Origin of the sequence: Paenibacillus sp. GCM10027627 (genome assembly GCF_042675505.1) — a bacterium.
Classification (GTDB): domain Bacteria; phylum Bacillota; class Bacilli; order Paenibacillales; family Paenibacillaceae; genus Pristimantibacillus.
In genome coordinates this window covers 559,449-575,748 of record NZ_JBHTHB010000003.1, presented here as the reverse complement: position 1 = coordinate 575,748, position 16,300 = coordinate 559,449, and the positions used below count along the sequence as shown (strand labels likewise).

The window sequence follows — 16,300 nt, the reverse complement described above, 5'->3', positions numbered from 1 at the left end:
CGTTTTTCTTATGTGTTCAAAATGAGCTTCATGCCTTCAACTTTCAGTTTGTTCATCTCTTCGACCCATAATTTGAACTTGTTGAACGTTTCGTCATCACAGCCGAATAGCTGCCGCATCTCGCCCGCTATTTGCTTTTCTGCGTCGTTATAGTTGCCGTCGGCATAAATGAGCAGCAGCATCTCCGCCAAAAAAATGTGCTTGAGCTGCTGGTCCTGCAGATTGCCTAGCAAATCAGCCGTCGAGAGGTTTGTATCAGCGACAGGTTCCCAATCCTCGATGCCCAGCTCCAGCATCCAACCTCGAATATAGTTCCATTCATTGCGATTCACAAAGCCGTCGGAAGTCGCGATTCGGTTCGCCAGCTCCAGAAAAGCCAATTTATGCTCGTGCTTCTCGATAAAATGCAAGAACAATGCCCTTCACTCCTCTTCTGACACCCTATATATGTTGCCCTCGCTAGAAAGCTGCGGGAGATACGTTCAGTTTAGTAGAGTCTGGGAGGAAATTCAACTGCTCATGATTTTGAAAAAGAGAGAGGTAAAAATCAGAAATAAAATTAGACAAAAATTTACAAAATTAGCCGTATCAAGAAACTCGAATGCTGTGATATGATAAAAATAGAAGAAAAAGGTTAATTAGGTTAACAATCTAACCTTTAGATTCTGACAAGTTGTTTATTTGGGTTTTTTTTCTTTTTTACTAGTATTAATTGAACTCTATCTACAGCAATGGGGAGGGTATTAATGTTATTTAATTGCTTTAATGACATGATCGAAATGACCTCGCTATGGAAAGGGGAAAGATACGAGGACGGCCGTCCTCGGGTTTCGGATGGCGTTCTTGAACGCATTCGGAAACTAAAGCTTGAGGAAGTATGGGAACCGCTATGGAACAAGGGATATGCCAATCAATTCGAAGGCGAATTTCAGATCATTCACCGCCACAAAAGCATGGTCGGCCGGGCGGTCACCGCTGTTATGGTGCCGCAGCGTCCGGATTTGGACAGCACCTTGCGTACGGTCGGGAAAGAGAACGGATTTCGAGGAAACTATAATCAATGGGTGATTGATTCGTTAAGAGATGACGATGTTGCGGTTGTCGATTTATTCGATAAGGTTCGTTTTGGAACCTACATTGGCGGCAACCTAGGGACATCTATCTCGGAACGGACCAAACGAGGCGGAGCGGTCATTTGGGGAGGAGTACGGGATAGCGAGCAGTTGAGCGAGATCGCTGAAATCAACGTATTTTGCCGCGGCAGCGACCCTACGCTTTTGAAAGATACGATGATGGTAGGGTTTAATGTTCCGACTCGCATCGGCCAAGCGATCTGCTTGCCCGGCGATGTTGTACTCGGCACTCCTGCCGGAGTTGTGTTTATTCCCCCGCATCTTGCGGAGGAGATTGCATCCGATGCCGAAAAAATTCAAATCCGCGATCATTTCAGTTTTGAACGGTTGAATTCAAGGACATATACGACGTCCGAGCTGGATGCCGAATGGTCTTCGGCCATCTGGTCTGACTTTTACAATTGGCTTGAAGTCGCCCCAGTCGCGGAACAGTACCGCTACTTGGATTGGGGAAACGAAAAAGGTATTTTGACAAGCATCCCTGCTAGCTCGATTTTTGAACAAAAGTAAGGCGGTGTTGGTTTGAACAGGTTTCGATCGTCTGCCAGAACGGCTCATTTGCCCGATCATTTTTTTTCAAACCTTGTTAACAAGGTTAATGAAGTCATTGGACAAGGGTTCGACGTTATCAATCTGGGGCAGGGCACGCCGGATAGGCCGACCCCGCCGCATATTGTCGCTTCCTTGCAGGAAGCAAGCCAGTTGCAAATTTATCAAAAGTATTCGCCTTTTGACGGTTTGGCGGAACTGCGCGCCGCCATTGCGCACAGGTACTTTGAGGATTATGGAGTCAGGCTTGATCCCGATTCGGAAGTTGCCGTATTGTTCGGCGGGAAGACGGGGCTTGTCGAATTAAGCTTATGTTTGCTGGATCCCGGAGATATTTGTTTGCTGCCCGATCCGGGGTATCCCGATTATTTGTCAGGCGTTGCTCTAGCTCAGGCGGTGCCGCATTTTATGCCGCTTGTCCAATCCAATCAATACTTGCCGGACTTTACGGCGATCGGCGAGGAGACATGGAATAAGGCTAAGCTAATGTTTCTGAATTATCCAAATAATCCGACGGCCGCGCTTGCGCCATACGAGTTTTATGAAGAGACGGTCAAACTTGCCTCGAAGCATGGATTTGCGGTGGCCAGCGACTTTGCATATGGATCGCTTGGTTTCGATCATTGCAAGCCGGTCAGTTTTCTGCAAATTCCCGGAGCAAAGGATGTCGGCGTAGAGTTGTACACGTTGTCTAAAACCTACAACATGTCCGGCTGGAGAGTGGCTTTTGTATTGGGAAACCGTGAAATTGTGCAGCAAATCAATCGGTTGCAGGAGCATCTTTTTGTTTCCTTGTTCCCAGCCGTTCAAGTCGCCGCAACAACCGCGCTTTTGTCCTCTCAGGATTGTGTGGAGCAAATAAGGAGCATGTACGAAAGCCGCAGAAATGCCTTATTTGGCGCATTGAACGAGATCGGTTGGGAGGCGGAGAAGCCGAGAGGGTCCTTCTTCTCTTGGCTGCCTATTCCGAACGATATGAATTGTGAAAGTTTTTGCAATCGGTTGTTGCATGAGGCAAAGGTGATGGTAGCTCCTGGAATCGGCTTTGGGCGATATGGAAGCGAATATGTTCGTGTGGGTCTTCTTGCCAATGAAGAGCGTTTAATAGAAGCCGTCTCCCGGATTGAAAAGCTGCATTTCTCTTTCAAAAGAGGTTCAGAAAAATGGATAGGATCGGGTGCCTCATGATAAAAATTTATCAAAGCAGAAAAGATTTTATTTATTGCAGCGAATCTCTTGTCGCCTATTACCTGTCCGAAAAAGGTGTACCCTATCATTTTCTGTTATCCAACACATGGAATTTTATTTATCGGTCACCCGGTGAAATTTCGGCAAGAGAGGCTGGCAGGCCCGGGGACTGGGAAGATGAAACCACTGCCGTTTGGGACAATTTGGCCGATCTCTATGGAATCCAAAAAATAAAAGACGAGGGCCGAGATTTAAGAGAAGCGTTGCGTGAGGCCGCCGCTAGCGGCGAGGGCCTGTTTGTCTGTCTGAATGGCCGTCATTTGCCATGGCATGATTCCTATCAACAAAAGGATGAGTTCCACTACAATTTGATGGATCGTTATGACGTACAAAACGATCAGGTTTTGCTAATTAACGTCTGGCCTAAATCTAGCAAGGAATGGGTTGCCGTTTCTACGCTGGAGGAAGCCTACTACGAAAAAAGGCGTACCTACAAGCTGACCGAACCTAAGCTGAACTTGTCGCAGGATCTGGTATCGAAGCAGTTGAAGCTGACCTTGCAAAATATGAGAGGTCAAGCTGGCGCTAGCGATGGCGGGTTGGGGGGCGTTGCAGGGGTATCCCTCTTTTTGGAGGATATCGTTCGACATGAGGATTACATTTTCTCGAAGCTCGATGAGTTATGGGATTCTCTTAAATATGTCATAGACGCCAAAGACGGATTTTTGGAGTTTCTTCATTTTTTATCCGATCAAAACAATGGGTTAACCGGCAAGGAGATGGGGCGGGAATGGCTGGAGACGTTTGACCAAACCGTTCAGTCCTGGGAAATATTAAGACGGCTTTTCCTCAAATCGAAATTTACCGGCTGGAGAGATGTTGCACAGTTTCAAAAGCGGATCGCTCAAATTTTGGAGCAGGAATGGAATTGTATCCATGCGCTAGAGCGGGTCGTTTAATGGAAGCTCTCCTTGCAGGAAGAATCCCCTATTCAAAATGAGGTGGTGTTGAAGTGAAGGTTTGCGGCATTTTTAACCTGGCTTCCAAAAAGCAATTGGATGAAATTAAAGAGAACTACAAGCAGTTAAAGAAGCAAATTGAAGAAGAGAAAAAAGCAAAAACCAACGATCAGCCTCCGAACGCTTCAGACGGCCGCCTGGAGGAGGGGAGGCAGTGAACCATTTGGCCTGCCTTGAGATGGACAACATAGTAGATATACTGGCGAGCCGGACGAAGAGAACACCCGATAAGCCGGTTTTTACTCATTTAATCAATTATGAAGAGTCGATAGAGTGGACTTATCGGGATCTGTCTAACAGGGCGTCCGCTATAGCGGCGAAGCTTCGTCAAACTTGTCCCGATGGCGGGCGGGCTATGCTGCTTTATTCCACTGGCTTGGAGTTTGTCGGAGCTCTTTATGGATGTCTGCTTGCCGGCATGACGGCGGTTCCCTTCACTCCGCCGGATCAGGCCAAATATATTTCCAAATTCCAAGCCGTATTTCACGATTTGGAGCCAGCCGTGCTGCTGACGGATACGAAGATGGCGCAAAAAACATCTTTGGACACGATTACCGGAGGGACGGTACACATTCTATCGACGGATCAATTGGACGAGGAAGCGATTCAGTTTGACTCAGCCGAAATAAACTCGGACTCGCTCGCCTTGATTCAATATACGTCGGGTTCGACGGGGCTTCCAAAGGGTGTTATGGTCTCGCATCGCAATTTGGTGGAAAATCAGCGGGCGATGCTAATCTCTTTCCCGCATGACGAACATTCCGTCATTGTAAACTGGCTGCCCTATTATCACGATATGGGGCTGATCGGCAATCTGTTTCACACCGTATTTGCCGGTGCCCATTGCATTTTGATGTCGCCGACACAGTTTATTAGAAAACCGCTGTTTTGGCTGCAGACTATCCATAAGTTTAAAGCGACGACAAGCGGCGGTCCTAACTTTGCCTATGATCTGGCAGCGACAAGAACGACGCCCGAAGAGCTGCGCGGACTTGACTTATCCTCTTGGAAATGGGCTTATGCGGGAGCGGAGACCGTTCGGGCCAAGACGCTGCGCACATTTGCGGAACGGTTCAAAGAATGCGGGTTTTCCCCTTCGGCGTTTAAACCGTGTTACGGCCTTGCGGAAGCGACATTGTTTGTAAGTGCTCTAGCCTCCGGGCGGCCGCTAACCGAAAAACGGCTGGATCTTCCGCCTGAGACGGGCGGAGAGTTTTCCGACATCGTCAATTGCGGCACGCCGATTGGCTGTGAAGTCGCCATAGTGGATGAAGAAGGAAAAGTGGTTGCGGATGGCGAGGCCGGCGAAGTATGGGTTCGCGGCACGAGCGTGGCTTTAGGATATTGGAACAAGCCCGGTGCAAGCGAACAAACTTTTCAAGCTAAGCTGAAGGACGGGAGCGGGCCGTATTTAAGAACGGGCGATCTTGGCTTTGTCAAAGACGACGATTTGTTCATATCCGGCAGGAAAAAAGATATTGTCATTATTAGAGGACGAAATCTGTATCCTAACGATATTGAATATTCGGTCCAGAAGACGGATTCCCGGTTGCTGGGGCATTTGGGAGCGGCGTTTTCCGTGCACACGGATGAAGGCGAAAAGCTGGTTGTACTGCAGGAAATTCCTCGCGATGCAAAAGAGGATGCAGAGGCGGTCGTCCAAAAAATCGAGGAGCGGATTGCCGAAGAATATTCGGTCGAGACGTATGCCATCCTTTTGGTAAGGTCGGGCAGCCTGCCGAAAACGTCGAGCGGCAAAATTCAGCGCAATGCATGTGCGTTCGCCTACAAAAATGAGCTGCTGCAACCGATCCATAGCCGCATTTCAACAGGAGCAGCTAAGGCGGGCGCTTATGAATTAAGCGATTCTGAACGCAGCCTTCTGCTGAATGCCAGTCAGCCGGAGCAAACAAAGCTGATCCTCGGCCATCTTATCCAAATGCTGTCGGGGCATTCAAAGTATGCGTCTATTTTATTGGATTCCGAAACCCCGGTTCATCAACTGGCTTTAGATTCTTTAAGCAGCATCACGCTGTTAAACGAAATGGAAAGAGCCTTTCATACGAGACTGCCGCTCTATAGTTTGCTTGGCAACGATGACAGCACTCTTTACGATATTGCCGCGCAAATCGCCGATAGCATGGACGGCGACCAGGAAGCGGTTGAAGTGTCCGGCAGCTTGAACGTCCAGCCGCTTTCTTACGGGCAGCAGGCATTATGGCTGCTTCAGGAAATGCATCCGGAGAGCAGCTCCTATTATATTGCGAGAGCGTACCGCCTTCGGCAAAACGTGGATACAGACGCCTTCGGCAGAGTGGTTCACAAGACGCTCAAAAATACTATCTTAACCTCCAAGATCGGTAAACAAAATGGAGAGTGGATTTTTGAGGAAAACGAAGATGCCGCCGCTATTTTTCAATTGGTTGATGCAAGCGGCGTGCCGGACTCCGATCTGACTCGCCAAATAAAAGAGAGATGGAATTATCCTTTATTGCATATGGGTTCTTCTTTAATTCAAATTACGCTTTATAAGCGGACAGACACGGACTACGTATTAGCCTTTATTGTTCATCATTGCGTTGCCGATTTCTGGTCGCTCACGCATTTGGCGGGCGAATTGGGGAAAATGTACGAAGCGGAGACGCTTGGCCTGTTTTCCATCCAAAAAAAGCAGGGCAAAAGCTACCGCGATTATGTATCATGGCAAAACAATTGGATAAGCGGCAAGTCAGGGGAACTTGCGCTGGACTACTGGAAATCGAAACTGCTTCCCCCATCCCCTTTGCTGCACGTACCTCGCGATGTTCAGACCGAAAAAGAAGTTTTATCCGAAGAGGACGAACTGATCTTTAGCCTTGATCCTGCTATTGTTAACGGACTTAACGAGTTAAGAGAGGGCACCAAGCACACCTTCTATTCTATTTTTTTGACAGCTTTCAGCATCCTTCTGCACAAATACTCAGGCGACTCCAACCTGACCATCGGAACGCCGACATTCGGGCGGAATAAAGCGGAGTTTGAATCCATGATCGGCTATTTCGTCAATCCGGTTGTTTTGAAAGTAGGCATTCGCCAAGAGGACGATTTTTTGACGGCGTTAAAGACGGTTTCCAAGGAAGTTTCGGAATCGTTGGGGCATAGCGATTATCCGCTTCCTCTATTAGTGGACAAGCTGAACCCTTCCAGGTCGATTGGCAGCAGCACTCCATTGTTCGATATTTTGTTTACCTATCAGACCACCCCTTATTCAGAGGCTGGAGAACATGATTCGATTGCTATAGACAACAGCTCGCATAGCCTGGCCATCGGACCGCTGAAAGGCATAAATATGCCCCTGCATCTGGAATCTTCCAGATTTAATGTGGACTTTACGATGACAAAGGCAAGTGACTCCTTTATCGCTTCGTTAAAGTTTAATCGCAAGCTGTATCGGCTGGATACGATGAAGAGGATGACGGAGCATTTCGTGCAGCTGCTGCAATGTCTTCTCCGCTTCCCGGCTAAGCCGCTTTCGGAAATCGACTATATGACTAGCGATGAGAGAGTTCTTTTGCAGCAATGGGGGAAAGGAAACAAGGTATATTCCGACAACGATACGCTGATCGATCTATATCGAAGAAACGCCAGCGCTCAAATCATGCAAACTAGCATCGTCGATCGGGGAGAGGCGTGGAGCTATTCCAAGCTGAACCGGACTTCAAACCAAGTCGCAAATTTGCTTGAGTCGCTGAAGCCTGACGGCCTTATTGGCCTGATGAGCGATCGCAACGCGAATGCGGTCGTCGGCATGTTGGCCATTATGACAACGGGCAACGGATTTGTTCCGCTGGCTCCGTCCGATCCGGAAGCTCGGGTGAAGGACATTATTTTGGAGTGCGAGCTGGAGATTGTTGTAACGGAAAACCGGCATCTTGAGCGGCTGCAAAATCTTGCCCGAAAGTACGGGTTTCCAAAAACCGTTATTGCGCTGGACGAAGCTGCTCATTTAGAAGAAGTTCAGGCGAGGCTGGATAGTCTAAGCATCCGGGATAGACGTCATATCGAACAGGAAGACGAAAGCTGGAAAGGGGAAGAAACCTCTCCCGACGATACGGCCTACGTTTTGTATACTTCCGGAACAACCGGCAAGCCGAAGGGCGTACCGATTACGCATCGCAATTTGATGCCGCTGTTTTTATGGCAGGAAGAGCATTTTGGGCTTGGCCCATCGATCAAATGTTTGCAGACGTTATCGCTCACATTCGATTTTGGCATCCAGGAAGTGTTCACGACCCTTTGTTTTGGAGGAACTTTATATTTTGAGGATTCGATGTCCTTATTAAACCCGACCGCCTATTGCGACTGGCTGGACAAGTATGAAATTACGATGATTTATTCGACGCCGTCCCTGTTCGAAGGGCTGGTCGAGCTTAACCGGCCTTTATCCTCTATAAAAGTGATCCTGCTTGGCGGGGAGAAGCTGTCCCTAAGCTTGGCTTCCAAAACATTAAACGTGTGCAGTCCGGAAGTACTGTTTTTCAACGGCTACGGTCCGACGGAAGCCAGCATTAACAGCACGATGCATTTGATCAATCGCCAGTCGATCCGCGAATATCAATCCTACTCCGCCAGCGTTCCAATTGGCACTCCTTCGGGGAACAGCGAAATTTGGATACTTGATTCGTTCCTGAAGCAGGTGCCTGCGGGAATTCCCGGAGAGATTGTCATCGGCGGACCCGGCGTAGCCTTCGGTTATAAAAATCGGGAGGAATTAAATCGCGAGAAGTTTCTCGATCTGCCCGGGAACGGCGAAGGGAAGCTTTACCGAACGGGGGATATGGCCCGGTTTCTATTCGACGGAACCATCGAATATATCGGCCGGACGGATCATCAGGTGAAGATGAGAGGTTACCGGATTGAGACAAGCGAGATCGAGTCTGTCTTAAATGTTTTGTCCGGCGTTAAAGAATCCGTTGTCCGGCTAAAAGGCGATGGTTTAGTCGCTTATATATCGACCATAAACGATGCGGAAATCGGTCCGGAGACGATCGTCCAGCATTTAAGCGAAAGCATTCCCAAATATATGATTCCGCAAAAGTTTTATGCCGTAGACAGGTTTCCCATCACTTCCAACGGGAAAGTCGATACAGCCATTTTGCTAAATGATGATTATCCGGTTAAAGAGTTGTTCTACAGCCATCTCAAACATTTGCCTCAAAGCCAAATCGAGCTGGCGGTATCCCGCGTTTGGTCAGAGGTGCTTAGCTCGGACGAGGCTATCGACATCTATCATAACTTTTTTGATGCGGGCGGACATTCCTTGTTAATGCACAAGGTTCACAGCAGGCTGGAGGAGCATTTCGGGTTTTCCATTCCGATCATCAAGCTGTTTGAGCATTCCACGATTCATTCATTGTCTCTATATCTTGCAGAACAAGGGGGCAGCCGTCCGTACAAGGCGAACGGGATCAACGCGTCTGAGCTAGATCGACGGCGGCAATTGCTGGATTGGCAGAAATCTCAAATGAAACTAAGAAAAGGCGAAGGGGTGCAATGATGACGAATAACAAAATCAATCCAACGGATATTGCCATAATTGGAGCGGCGGGCTATTTTCCCGGAAACGGAGATATTCGCGAATACTGGTCCAACATTTCGGGCGGAGTGGAATGCATTAAGTTTTTTACGGATGAGGAGCTGCTGCAGCGAGGCGTCGATCCTTCCATTTTAGACAATCCCAACTTTGTCAAAGCGGGAGGCTTTTTGGAAAATGCCGATAAGTTCGATGCCGAGTTTTTTGGCTATTCGCCAAGAGAAGCGGAAGTGATGGACCCGCAGCAAAGAATCTTTTTGGAATGCGCTTGGAATGCGCTGGAGGATGCGGGCTACAGCGTCGACAATAAGCCTCAGCGGGTCGGAGTGTTTGCGGGATGTACGATGAACACCTATTTGCTGAACAATTTGATGACCAGAAGGAATGTACTCGAATTTATCGGCGATCAGCAAACGATGATCGGCAACGATAAAGATTATTTAGTGTCCCGCGTTTCTTACAAAATGGACCTAAAGGGACCTAGCGTCAACGTTCAAGCGGCTTGCGCCAGCTCCTTGCTGGCCGTGCATGTCGCCAGCCAAAGCCTGCTCAGCGGCGAATGCGACTTGGCGATTGCCGGAGGCTCGTCGGTACGAGTACCCGATACCGGCTACATGTTTGCTTTAGGCGGAACTTCGTCGCCGGACGGCCATTGCAGAGCCTTCGACGAAAAGGCGGCGGGCAGCGTTCCGGGCAGCGGCTCGGGCGCCATTATTTTGAAGCGGCTGTCCGAAGCCATTGAAGACAAAGATCATATTTATGCCGTTGTGAAAGGCAGCGCCATCAATAACGACGGCTCGGGCAAAGCCGGCTTCACCGCTCCAAGCGTAGACGGCCAAGTGAGAGCGATTACGGAGGCGCTAAACGTATCCGCCGTTTCGCCGGATACGATTACGTATGTCGAGGCGCATGGAACGGGCACGACCATCGGCGATCCGATTGAAGTTAACGCACTGTCGACCGCTTTTCTAAAACTGACATCCAAAACGCGGTATTGCGCCCTCGGCTCCGTCAAAACGAACATCGGCCATCTGGATGCGGCAGCCGGCATTGCCGGACTGATGAAAGTCATCCTGAGCTTAAAAAATAAAAAAATCGCGCCAAGCCTGCACTATACATCGCCTAACCCGCGAATCGATTTTAACAATAGCCCGTTTTTCGTCAATACAAAGCTGACCGATTGGGAACCGGAAAATATGCCGCGCAGAGCGGGCATCAGCTCGGTCGGCATGGGCGGCGTCAACGTATTCGTCGTGCTGGAGGAAGCTCCTGAGCCTGCGCCGCAGCAGGAGCATCCAGCCCGTCCGTTTCACTTGCTGCCGCTATCCGCCAAAACGGCCGATTCTTTGGATCGGGCGGCCAAGAAGCTGGCCCACACATTGAAGGACAATCCGGAGTACGCCCTGAGCGATGTCGAGTATACGCTGCAAACGGGACGCAAAGCGTTTAACCGAAAAATGGTTGTTATTAGCAAGGATGCGGGTCAGGCGATTGATCAGTTGGAGTCCGCTACAACTATTAATGTGTTTAAAGGAAATGAAACGGTCCGCAATCGTCCTATCGTCTTTTTGTTCCCGGGACAAGGAGCGCAGTATATCAATATGGGCAAGGATTTGTATGAAAACGAGCCGTTGTACAAGCAAATTTTCGACGAATGCTCGGAGTATTTGCTCCCTATTATCGGCAAGGATTTGAGAGAGATTTTATTTTTGGACGGGGAAGGCGCCGCTGCGGAGTCGAAGATCATCCACCAAACGCAGTATACGCAGCCGCTGTTATTTACAACCGAATATGCGCTGGCCAAGCTGTGGATGAGCTGGGGCATCGCTCCTGCTTCGTTTATCGGCCACAGCATCGGAGAGTTTGTGGCGGCCGCTCTGGCAGGCGTATTCGAATGGAAGGACGCTCTCAAAATTGTAGCCAAAAGAGGAGAGCTCATTTCCGAGCTGACGCCGGGCCTTATGCTGAGCGTTAATGTGAGCAAAGAAAAAATTATTCCGATTTTGCCAAGAGACTGTTCCATCGCCGCCATCAACGGCCCAGCGCATCTGGTCGTTTCGGGTCCTAAAGAAAGCGTAAGGGACTTTGAGGACAGCTTGACCGAACAAGGCATCGCTTATCAGCGGTTATTTACTTCCCATGCCTTCCATTCGCAAATGATGGACCCGATTGTCGAGCCGCTTAAAGCGGAACTGGCTCAGCTTCAGCTGTCCAAACCGTCGATCCCGTTTATCTCTTGTGTGACCGGAACATGGATCGAAGACCAAGAAGCGGCAAGCCCGGACTATTGGGCCAGACATTTGCGGCAAACTGTATTTTTCCAGGACGGCATTAGCGAGCTGTTGAAAGAAAAGGACGCCTTGTTCCTGGAATGCGGACCTAATCAAGTATTGTCCAGCTTAACCCGGCTCAATGTGCCAGTTGGCACGGAGATCACCATCTTGCAATCCATGCGGCATCCGAATCAAACGAGAAACGATCTTGAAGTGCTGCTCGAAACGGCTGGCCGGTTGTGGATATCGGGAGCGTCTATCGATTGGAGCCGGATGGAGCATCATGCAAGCTCGCGCAGAGTGTCGCTTCCGGGCTACCAGTTCAACCGGAAACGGTATTGGGTAGAGCAAGAAAAGGAGCTCGTGCAGCAGCCTGTTGCAGCAGCGCCAAAAGTAGTACAGCCCGTAGTCGAAGTGCAAGTGGCAGCGCCCAAAAAAGAAGAGCCTAAATTCGTTCAGCCGAAAACCGAGTTGTACGAAAGACCGGCATTAAACAACGAATACGTCTCCTTGAGCGGCGAAACGGAAAAACAATTAGCCCAGATGTGGTCCAGTCTGACGGGCATTAAAAATATCGGGGCGACGGACAACTTTTTTGAACTAGGCGGACACTCGCTAATGGCTACGCAATTAATTACGCAAATTCGCGAAAATTTCCGGGTCGAGCTGGAAATGACGCAATTGTTTAATGCGCCTACCATTTCTGCCATCGCCAAAGCGATCAATGAGCTTCAAATGCAGGATCAGGAATTCCAAGACTTGATTTCCAAAGTAGATGGGCTGTCCGACGAGGAAGTAGAAGCGATGCTTTCCGAAAAAATATAGGTTTCGATTAGAGGAGGAGCTACCGAAGTGAATGATTTTCAAGAGAAGTTGGAATCTTTGTCGCCGAGAAAAAGGGAGCTGTTGAACGAATATCTAGCCAAGCGGGGGAATCCCTCCTCCGCTTCTCCTCCGGCTGTGCCGGAACGCGCCCCGGCGATTGCGGAAACGAAAGCTGCTAAGAAGGAAGCCGTCGCCGTCTCCGGCGGGATCGCAGCGGATAAGGATTTGAAGTTCAGCATTTTCTTCTTTTCCGATGACAGTTCGCTGCGCATGGACAACAAATATAGATTTTTGCTGGAGCTGGCGCAGTTGTCCGACGAATACGGGTTTGAAGCGATTTGGACGCCCGAGCGCCATTTCCACCGGTTTGGCGGGTTGTATCCGAATCCGTCCGTTCTGGCAGCGGCGATTGCGGCAAAAACCGAACGAATCCAAATTCGGGCGGGAAGCATATTGCTGCCGTTCCATCACCCGATCCGCGTAGCGGAAGACTGGTCGATTATCGACAACTTGTCCAGAGGAAGAGCGGGTGTCGCATTCGCTTCCGGCTGGCATCCGAAAGACTTTGTATTCGCGCCGGATAGCTATCATTCCAGAAAAGACATTATGTTCGAGCGCATCGAAATGGTCAAGAAACTGTGGGAAGGGAAGGAGCTGCGGCTCAAGGCGGGCCTCGATCAAAGCTTCGAGCCGCAAATCTATCCGCTTCCGATTCAGGAGAGTTTGCCGATTTGGGTAACGAGCTCCAAAAGCCAATCGACCTGGAAACGTGCGGGAGCGATCGGCGCAAACGTCTTAACGGCCCTGCTTGAGATGGATGTGGAGACGCTGAAGGAAAATATTGCGGTCTATAAGGCGGAGCGGGAAAAGCACGGTCATGGAGCCGAAGGCGGCAAAATCACCCTTATGCTTCATACGTATGTAGGGGAGCAAATCGATGAAGTAAGGAAAACGGTTAGAGGGCCGCTCATTCAATATTTGAAACAGCATATGGAGCTGTTCGATAACGATACGCTCGCCAGCGAACTGAACTTGGACCCGCAGAAAATTACGATGATGGATAGAGAAGCGCTAGCCGCATTTGGCTTTGAACGATATTTCAGCAACAGTGCATTGCTGGGAACGAAGGAAACTTGCAGGCAAAAAACGGATGCCCTCGCGGCCATCGGAGTTACGGAAATTGCCTGCCTGATCGATTTTGGAGTCAGCGAAGAGGATGTGAAGCGAAGCCTCGGTCTGCTTGACGAGCTTAGACAGAGCTACGCGGAGAAGGAACAAGTTCCGAGCTATGCAGGCAGCGAGTCCGTTTGATTTTCCCATTGGGCTAGGCACTTGGTCTTGGGGGGACGAAAGCACTTGGGGGTACGGCAAGGAATATTCGGAAGCCGATCTAAGACAAGCTTTCCGCACGGCCGTTGCTAGAGGGGTTCGCCTCTTCGACACCGCCGAAGTGTATGCGGGAGGGCAATCCGAAAGATTGCTGGGCATGTTTGCGGGCGAGCTTGATGAATCGGCAAGGAAAGAGATCGTGGTAGCGAGCAAGTTTATGCCATGGCCCTGGAGATTAAGCGGGGGCAGCTTAAACCGCTCGCTAAAGGCGAGCCTGAGCCGGTTGAACGGCCAATCGATCGGACTTTATCAATTGCATCGTTATTTGCCGCCGGTTCCTTTTGAAACGTGGATTCACCGATTGGCCGACGCTTACGAGGCGGGAGCCATAGGGAACATCGGTTTATCCAATTGCAAGGCGGATCAGGTATACCGCGCCCATCTTATTTTGTCCCGGCGCGGCATACCGCTGGCCTCTAATCAAGTTTTGTACAACTTGCTGCACAGGGAGATTGAATTCGACGGCACGCTGGACGCCTGCAAAGAGCTGAAGGTAAGCATGCTGGCGTACAGCCCTTTGAGCATGGGGCTTCTGACGGGAAAGTATACGGTGTCGTCGCCCCCTCCGGGGAAAAGAGGCAAGTTTACGACGGCGAGCCATCTGGAGCAAGTCTCTTATTTGCTTGATGCGATGGGAGCGATTGGTGAGCGCAATGGAAACCGCACCGTTACGCAAGTAGCGCTCAGGTGGATTATGTCGAAGGGATTGATTCCGATCCCCGGAATTAAAAATTCGCGTCAGGCGGCGGATATACTTGGTACGCTCGACTGGGATTTCACATCAAACGACTTGGAACTTTTGGATAGCTTAAGTTCCATTTTCTCTAAGGAGGGAAAGTGAGTGGAACCATCCATCCAAAAAACAATCGACAATTTATCTCCGGAGCAAAGAGCCAAGCTAAGAAGCTATCTAAGCGAGAGGTTAAGCGGAAACGCGCGGAGAGCAGAGGACAATCGGCATCCTCTCTCCGAGCAGCAAAAGCAGATGTGGTTTTTGCAGCAGCTTGATCCGGAGGACGTATCTTACAACAATCCTGCGGCTGTCCGCATAGTCGGACCTCTTGACATAGCTGTGCTTGAGAAGTGTTTTACGGAAATTGTCCGCAGGCATTCGGCGCTACGTTCTTCCGTTGCGCTGCCGGAGCAGGACCCCGTCCAAACGGTGAATGCGCCGGTTCCCGTCCCTATTGCGGTTCACGATCTTACAGGGATGAGCGAGGAAGAAAAAACAAATGAAAGCTTGCGGTTGTCGGAGCAGGAAATAAACCGGCCCTTTGATTTGTCCAATCCTTTAATGCTGCGGGTAAGCGTCATTCGGATGGCCGAAGAGCACTATATTCTAATTGCCAACATTCATCATATCGCTTCTGACGGCTGGTCGCTCGGCATTTTGTTTCATGAGCTATTTCATTTGTATCAAGCCAATAAGACGGGGATTCCATCCTCGCTGAAAGAGCCGGAATGGCAGTACACCGATTATGTAAAGTTTCAGGAGAGGTACTTGGAGTCGCCAAATACGGAGAAAGAACTTCAATTTTGGAAGGGGAAATTGGAGGGCATCGATCGCAATCCACCTATTCCGACCGACTACCCTCGCAGCAGTACAACCGCAAGCATAGGGAAAAGAGAGCATTTCGAGATCGGTTCCGAAGTCTCTAAGCAACTGGCCGAGCTTGGAAAGGAGCAAGGCGCGACGTTGTTTATGGTGCTGATGTCGGCTTATTTCTGTTTGATTCGCATGTATAGCCATAATTCAGATATCGCCGTCGGAACTCCGGTAGCCGGACGAATAAACCGCGAAACGCAGCAGACGATCGGATGTTTTATCAATACTGTCGTTTATCGTCTTCAGTTGTCCGGTTCAAGCACATTCAGGGAGCTGCTTCAGGCGGTAAAGCTTTATTCATTTGAAGCATTGTCCCATCAGAGCGTTCCGTTCAGCCATGTCGTCAAACATTTGCATCCGAGCCGCCAGCTTAATCAAAACCCTTATTATCAAACGATGCTTGTGATGAACAACGCGCCGCTGGAGCATATCAACTTGCCGGGGCTTAAAGTGGAGCATTTCGATATCTATCCCGGCAGATCCAAAGTGGACTGGCTGCTTTCCATAGCGGAGCTGTCCTCCGGTTTAAAAGGATTTTTGGTTTACAACAGCGCGTTGTATAAAAAAGAAACAATCGAACAAGTGACGGCGGTGTACTCGCGTATTTTGGCGAAAGCGGCGAGCCATCCCGAAACGACCTTGGAGCAGCTCGCCAATCTCATGCCGGCGGACGCGCGTCCCGCCAAAGCGGCTCCGCAAAAATTTGTGCGAAAGAGCGCATATTCCCTTATAGAAGGAAGGTAAGC

10 protein-coding genes are annotated in these 16,300 nt (G+C 49.7%); 9 read left to right on the top strand and 1 reads right to left on the bottom strand.

Going from position 1 to position 16,300, the window contains the following annotated elements; translation table 11 throughout:
- Positions 1-8 precede the first annotated feature (8 nt).
- Complete coding sequence (locus ACFQZE_RS14340) at positions 9-416, bottom strand: TerB family tellurite resistance protein (protein WP_379358063.1); 408 nt, start codon at positions 414-416, stop codon at positions 9-11.
- 330 nt (positions 417-746) lie between these two features.
- Between ACFQZE_RS14340 and ACFQZE_RS14335 the strand changes: the two genes are divergently transcribed.
- Genes ACFQZE_RS14335 through ACFQZE_RS14295 form a run of 9 tightly spaced genes read left to right on the top strand, consistent with a single transcriptional unit; the run spans position 747 to position 16,298 of the window.
- Complete coding sequence (locus tag ACFQZE_RS14335; protein WP_379358061.1) at positions 747-1,643, top strand: RraA family protein; 897 nt, start codon at positions 747-749, stop codon at positions 1,641-1,643.
- Between the two features lie 12 nt (positions 1,644-1,655).
- Complete coding sequence (locus ACFQZE_RS14330; protein WP_379358059.1) at positions 1,656-2,870, top strand: aminotransferase class I/II-fold pyridoxal phosphate-dependent enzyme; 1,215 nt, start codon at positions 1,656-1,658, stop codon at positions 2,868-2,870.
- The gene (locus tag ACFQZE_RS14325) at positions 2,867-3,829 is read left to right on the top strand and encodes a hypothetical protein (protein WP_379358057.1); all 963 of its coding nucleotides are present in this window, start codon (positions 2,867-2,869) and stop codon (positions 3,827-3,829) included. The genes ACFQZE_RS14330 and ACFQZE_RS14325 overlap by 4 nt, the downstream gene beginning before the upstream one ends.
- Positions 3,830-3,882: 53 nt before the next feature.
- Positions 3,883-4,047, top strand: a complete 165-nt coding sequence (locus ACFQZE_RS14320; protein ID WP_379358055.1) for a hypothetical protein — start codon at positions 3,883-3,885, stop codon at positions 4,045-4,047.
- On the top strand, positions 4,044-9,425 hold the full coding sequence (locus ACFQZE_RS14315) for an amino acid adenylation domain-containing protein (RefSeq protein ID WP_379358053.1): 5,382 nt from the start codon (positions 4,044-4,046) through the stop codon (positions 9,423-9,425). Before ACFQZE_RS14320 ends, ACFQZE_RS14315 begins: the two co-directional genes overlap by 4 nt.
- Positions 9,422-12,559, top strand: coding sequence for a type I polyketide synthase (locus ACFQZE_RS14310; protein ID WP_379358051.1), 3,138 nt, complete (start codon positions 9,422-9,424; stop codon positions 12,557-12,559). The genes ACFQZE_RS14315 and ACFQZE_RS14310 overlap by 4 nt, the downstream gene beginning before the upstream one ends.
- A gap of 27 nt (positions 12,560-12,586) precedes the next feature.
- Positions 12,587-13,870: a MupA/Atu3671 family FMN-dependent luciferase-like monooxygenase gene (locus tag ACFQZE_RS14305; protein WP_379358049.1), complete on the top strand. Its 1,284-nt coding sequence runs from the start codon at positions 12,587-12,589 to the stop codon at positions 13,868-13,870.
- Entirely contained in the window at positions 13,848-14,789 is a 942-nt protein-coding gene (locus tag ACFQZE_RS14300) for an aldo/keto reductase (RefSeq protein WP_379358047.1), read from the top strand. The genes ACFQZE_RS14305 and ACFQZE_RS14300 overlap by 23 nt, the downstream gene beginning before the upstream one ends.
- A complete protein-coding gene (locus ACFQZE_RS14295) occupies positions 14,790-16,298 on the top strand; it encodes a condensation domain-containing protein (protein ID WP_379358045.1) in 1,509 nt (502 codons plus the stop codon).
- The last annotated feature ends 2 nt before the right edge of the window (positions 16,299-16,300 follow it).